At 58.6% G+C, this 4,370-nt stretch carries 4 protein-coding genes; 3 read left to right on the forward strand and 1 reads right to left on the reverse strand.

What is annotated here, in order from left to right:
• The 3 genes from VFL62_RS19930 to VFL62_RS19940 all read left to right on the forward strand — a co-directional run.
• On the forward strand, positions 1–297 hold a 297-nt coding region (locus tag VFL62_RS19930), incomplete at its 5' end, for an MmgE/PrpD family protein (protein WP_325174100.1).
• Between the two features lie 315 nt (positions 298–612).
• On the forward strand, positions 613–1,155 hold the full coding sequence (locus VFL62_RS19935; protein ID WP_325174101.1) for a hypothetical protein: 543 nt from the start codon (positions 613–615) through the stop codon (positions 1,153–1,155).
• 237 nt (positions 1,156–1,392) lie between these two features.
• A complete protein-coding gene (locus VFL62_RS19940) occupies positions 1,393–3,027 on the forward strand; it encodes an IS1634 family transposase (protein WP_325174102.1) in 1,635 nt (544 codons plus the stop codon).
• A gap of 25 nt (positions 3,028–3,052) precedes the next feature.
• Here VFL62_RS19940 and VFL62_RS19945 read toward each other — a convergent pair whose 3' ends face one another.
• Positions 3,053–3,484, reverse strand: coding sequence for a hypothetical protein (locus tag VFL62_RS19945; RefSeq protein WP_325174103.1), 432 nt, complete (start codon positions 3,482–3,484; stop codon positions 3,053–3,055).
• Between the last annotated feature and the right edge of the window lie 886 nt (positions 3,485–4,370).

The raw sequence follows: 4,370 nt of genomic DNA on the forward strand, positions 1-4,370 counted from the left end.
GGGCCGCCGCAGGGGATCGTGATCGGGCGTGGCGAGCGGCCCGATGCGCTCAATGCTGCTTTCCTCAACGCAGTCAGCGCCAATGTCCTCGAATACGATGATACGCATCTCGAAACGGTGATCCACCCGGCGGCGCCGGTAGCGCCCGGTCTGTTCGCACTTGCCGGGCTGCGTCCGGTGACTGGCCGCGAACTGCTGCACGCGTTTATTATCGGGGTCGAGACTTCGTGCCGCGTCGGGCTCGGTGTGATGCCGACGCATTACCGGCGCGGCTGGCGCGGAACGGATGTTATGTAAAATGCACAGACCCGCCCGAAGACACCGCCGCCTACAAGACATAGGAGACGCGAGCAAGCGCGCTATCCGGGGCGGCAAGTATTCCGCCGCCCGCCGTGCACCCTCAAAACGATCCAGCGCACCCGCTCGCCCGGTTTCCACTTCATCGCCCGCGCGAGCATTTTGCAGCGACTTCGCCGTGCTTTCCGTTAAAACGTGTTATTGGACTTTTTGGGCGTGTCCCTCCGGGCCGGGCGCTAGACGCACAGCGCCCCGAACCGCTCAGCGTCTCCGGCCATTCGGTAACGCTCCGTCATGTGCGGAACAGTGAAGATCATGAAAACTTCGCAGCCTCCACAGGTCTCAATATCGGGCCGCATTCTCATCGAGGGCCAGATACCTGCATCGGGCGCAAGTCCAGAGAACACACCGCCCTCTCCTTCACCGCCATGGTGGGAAACCCTAACAGCAAGAGCAACCTTCATGCTGGCGCTCGGCACGGTTGCACTGGCAATAGTTAGTCTGGTCGCGTTGCTCGTGACACACGCGGACGCTAGGGGGTTGATCAAGCAAACGCGCATCGCGTCCAAGCAGCAGCATGACGACAACAAGGAGCTAGTGGTTTCTGCTAACCGTGCATGGACCGCGCCCTTCAAGGCTGAAATTATTCATGTGCTGTGGAATCAGGAAGCGCTCGCTTTTGATGTGTGGGTTGAAAACACGAGGAGAGAGCCGGCTCTCAATTTTGCCGGACAAGAAGATAAAAAAGCGCGTAAGATTGTACCTATGCCACAAAGTAACGACATATGGGATAAGATATTTGACGAATTTCCTTTGAATGTAACGTTTGCCCGAGTACTGCTCTCAACAGAGATTTAGCTATGTACCGCTCGGTTGTTAAGCACTATATGATGCCAATAGATAAAAGTCTCCTGAACCCAACTTCCGCAGTTTTGAATACATCGGGCATTGAGAGCCGCAGAAACGCTGAGGATTTGACTGGTCACGCCCAATTGTGGTGCTAGATCGCTCAAAATATTTCAATAGGAAGTTAGGATACTGCTTGCGGGCACGCACAGAATCGTGGTGCTGGTGCCGGGAGCAGGGTGCCGCGCCATGTTTGTCCGCGTCAAGAAGATTGGAGCCTACGAATATCTTTACCTGGTGGAGAACGCCCGCGAGGGCGGCCGCCATGTGCAGCGCGTCATCAAGGCGCCCGGCCGGGGCGACGAGGTCGAGGCCGCGGGTTTGATCGACGGGCTGATCGCCTCGGCGGCGCGCCATTCCCGCCGCTCGATCGTGTTGTCGAGCTTCTATCGCGGCGAATTGCCGGAGCTGCATCGCCTCAGCATGGGACCCGATCTGGTGTTCGGTCGGCTGTGGGCGGAAACGGGATGCCGCGACGTGCTGAAGAGTATGCTCGCCGACCGGCACTTTGCTTTTGATGTCGAGCGCGCGGTCTATCTCACGGTGCTTCACCGGCTGATGATCTCGGGCTCTGACCGGCATGCCAGCGACTGGCTGCGCCGAGTGCGCGTGCCCGGCGCCGAGGGGCTCGATCTCGATCACGCCTACAAGGCGATGGCCTGGCTTGGCGAAGCCGACGCGGCGGGCCGCTGCACCGCGGAGGCGGTCGAGGAGGCGCTCTATCGCCACCGCCAGCCGCTGTTCGGTGCCGTTTCGATGGCATTTATCGATACGACCTCATTGTGGTTCGAAGGCGCCGGCGGCGAAAGCCTCGGCCAATACGGCCACTCGAAGGACGACCGCGGGCACTTGAAGCAGGTCGTGCTCGGCATCGTGCTCGATGATACCGACCGGCCGATCGCCTCGTTTCTGATGCCCGGCAATACTGCCGAGGTGACATGGCTGTTACCGGTGGTCAGGCGGCTGCGCGCGGGCTTCGGGATCCGCGAGGCGTGCATCGTCGCCGATCGCGGCCTGATCAGCGCCGACACTATTGCCGCCCTTGAAGCCGAGAAGATCGACGACATCCTCGGCGTGCGCGAGCGCACCAGCCGCGAGGTGCGCGCCGAGGTCATCGAGGATGACGGGCTCGCCGTGCCGCTCGTCATTCCCCGCCAGAAGGGTGAGACCGAACTGACGATCAAAGAGACGACGATCGCCGGGCGGCGCTATGTCATCTGCCGCAACCACGAAGCAGCCAAAAAGGACGCTGCGGCGCGCGCCGAACTGGTCGCCGGGCTCGAGCGCAAGCTTGCCCAAGGCGACAAGGCGCTGGTCGCCAACAACGGCTTTCGCCGTTTTGTGAAGACGCCCACCGGCGGCGGCTTTGTCATCGATCGCGCCAAGATCGAGGCCGATGCTCGCTTTGATGGTCTCTTCGTGCTGCGCACCAACACCAAAATCACCGCTCTGCAGGTCGTGCTGCGCTACCGCAATCTGCTGGCCGTGGAGGATGCCTTCAAAACCGCCAAGGCGCTGCTCGCGACCCGCCCGACCCCCGGATCAAGTCCGGGGGCCGATGCCGGTATTCGCGGCCACGTCTTCTGCACCTTTCTGGCCCTCGTCCTGCGCAAGGAGCTGTTCGACCGGCTTGCGGCCCGCCGCAGCCGGCTCGAATGGCACCGCGTCATCGACGATCTCGCCGATCTCAGCGAGATCGAGGTCGAACAGGATGGCCGTCGCGCCCGGCTGCGCACCGCTCCTGGGCCGGCCATCGACCCGATCTGCCGTGCCATCGGAACCACTCTGCCATCCGTCTTCCAGCAGGTGCCGCCCACCCCCTGAACCTCAAAACTGTGGTGCCTAAAACTCAAAGTCGCCCACAAGCCATTGATAATCCGATCTGTCCAAAATCAAGCTGCGGAACTTGGGCCAGTGTGCTGAGCGTTGTTTTGATTACTGCTGGTTTTCGATCTTTTGCGGGGAGTACAGCTTGCTCACTTAGAAAGGCAATGTGTTCAACGAGGTCGCTTTTCTGCGTATTGTCTGCGGAAGGGTCACGTAGGATAGTCTCCGTGAGAGCTTTGAGTGCATCTGTAGCTTTGTGGTTTCCGCTGTTTTGGAGATGCGTTAAATTCACTTCCATCTCTCTGACGACACCGGTGTTTAGCGCGCCGACAACGCTGTTGTTCAAGGTAATGGGCGCGGACGGCGCAGGTGGAATCTTGATGCGCGGGAACAAACCCGGTCGTACCCCCGCAATGTTTTCCAATTCAGCCGCCGCTTGATTCTGCATCGCCATGACGTGCCGAAGCTGCTCCGTCAATGCCGCTTGCGCTTGGGTATTCGCTGTCTGCAATTTCGAGTAGTGATTGACGCATAGCGGTACATCGTTGACTTTCGCGATAGCTGGTTTTCCGCATTGGCCGCATGTGACAGTGCGGGGTTTTTTTGTCTGGCGTCATTGCCGTCATTGTGTCACCCCTCGCGTTTGTACTTATAGATTGAATAAGCCTTTGAGGATCGGCTCAGCGATTTGCCATGCTCCGGCGATCGCTGTGATTGTGCCTGCCGCTTGGGTCAGTGCGCCAAAGGTTGCTTTTATCAAACCGGGCTTTCGATCCTTTGCGTTAGCGACAGCTTGTTCGCTTAAAAAGGCGACTTGCTCGACCAGTTGTTTTTCTGAGCGTCGCCTGTGGTGGCATCGCTTAGGATAACCTCAGTCAAGGCTCTGACGGCATTTCTCGCTTCGTCGTTTTCCTGTGTTGTGCAGATTAGCCAGAGTGACAGCAATCCTTTGAACATTGCCAGTATTGATAGCGCCAACAACACTATTATCGACAGTAATGTTGTTTAACGTGATTGGGATGCTGGTATGGTTATCACATTACGTCCTCCTATAAGTCCCATCTCGATATTTTTCAGCGCTCCGGCAACGCGCTGTTGAGAAACGTGTGTGTACTGATAACGGAAGCGTTGCGCCTCTTGTGTAAACCTAGACTAGTGCGCATCCATAAACCGTAAGCTTCTAGAAGCGCTCAGGAAATCGCGTGTTTTTATGAGCAGGACCGGGCGGTTTTGGGTAAGCTTTGGATCAAGCCACTGAAACCAAAGCCGCCCCTCACCGCCGGAGCCGACAATGCGACCGGAGCGCACCGTCCAGGCCACCCTATTCGTGGCCGTAGGCC

This window comes from Bradyrhizobium sp., assembly GCF_035701725.1.
Lineage (GTDB): Bacteria > Pseudomonadota > Alphaproteobacteria > Rhizobiales > Xanthobacteraceae > Bradyrhizobium.

Excerpts from the sequence above, each read along its gene's own strand:
- VFL62_RS19935 (WP_325174101.1), top strand. The coding sequence starts at position 613 with ATGAAAACTTCGCAGCCTCCACAGGTCTCAATATCGGGCCGCATTCTC.
- VFL62_RS19940 (WP_325174102.1), top strand. The coding sequence starts at position 1,393 with ATGTTTGTCCGCGTCAAGAAGATTGGAGCCTACGAATATCTTTACCTG.
- VFL62_RS19945 (WP_325174103.1), bottom strand. The coding sequence starts at position 3,484 with ATGGCGATGCAGAATCAAGCGGCGGCTGAATTGGAAAACATTGCGGGG.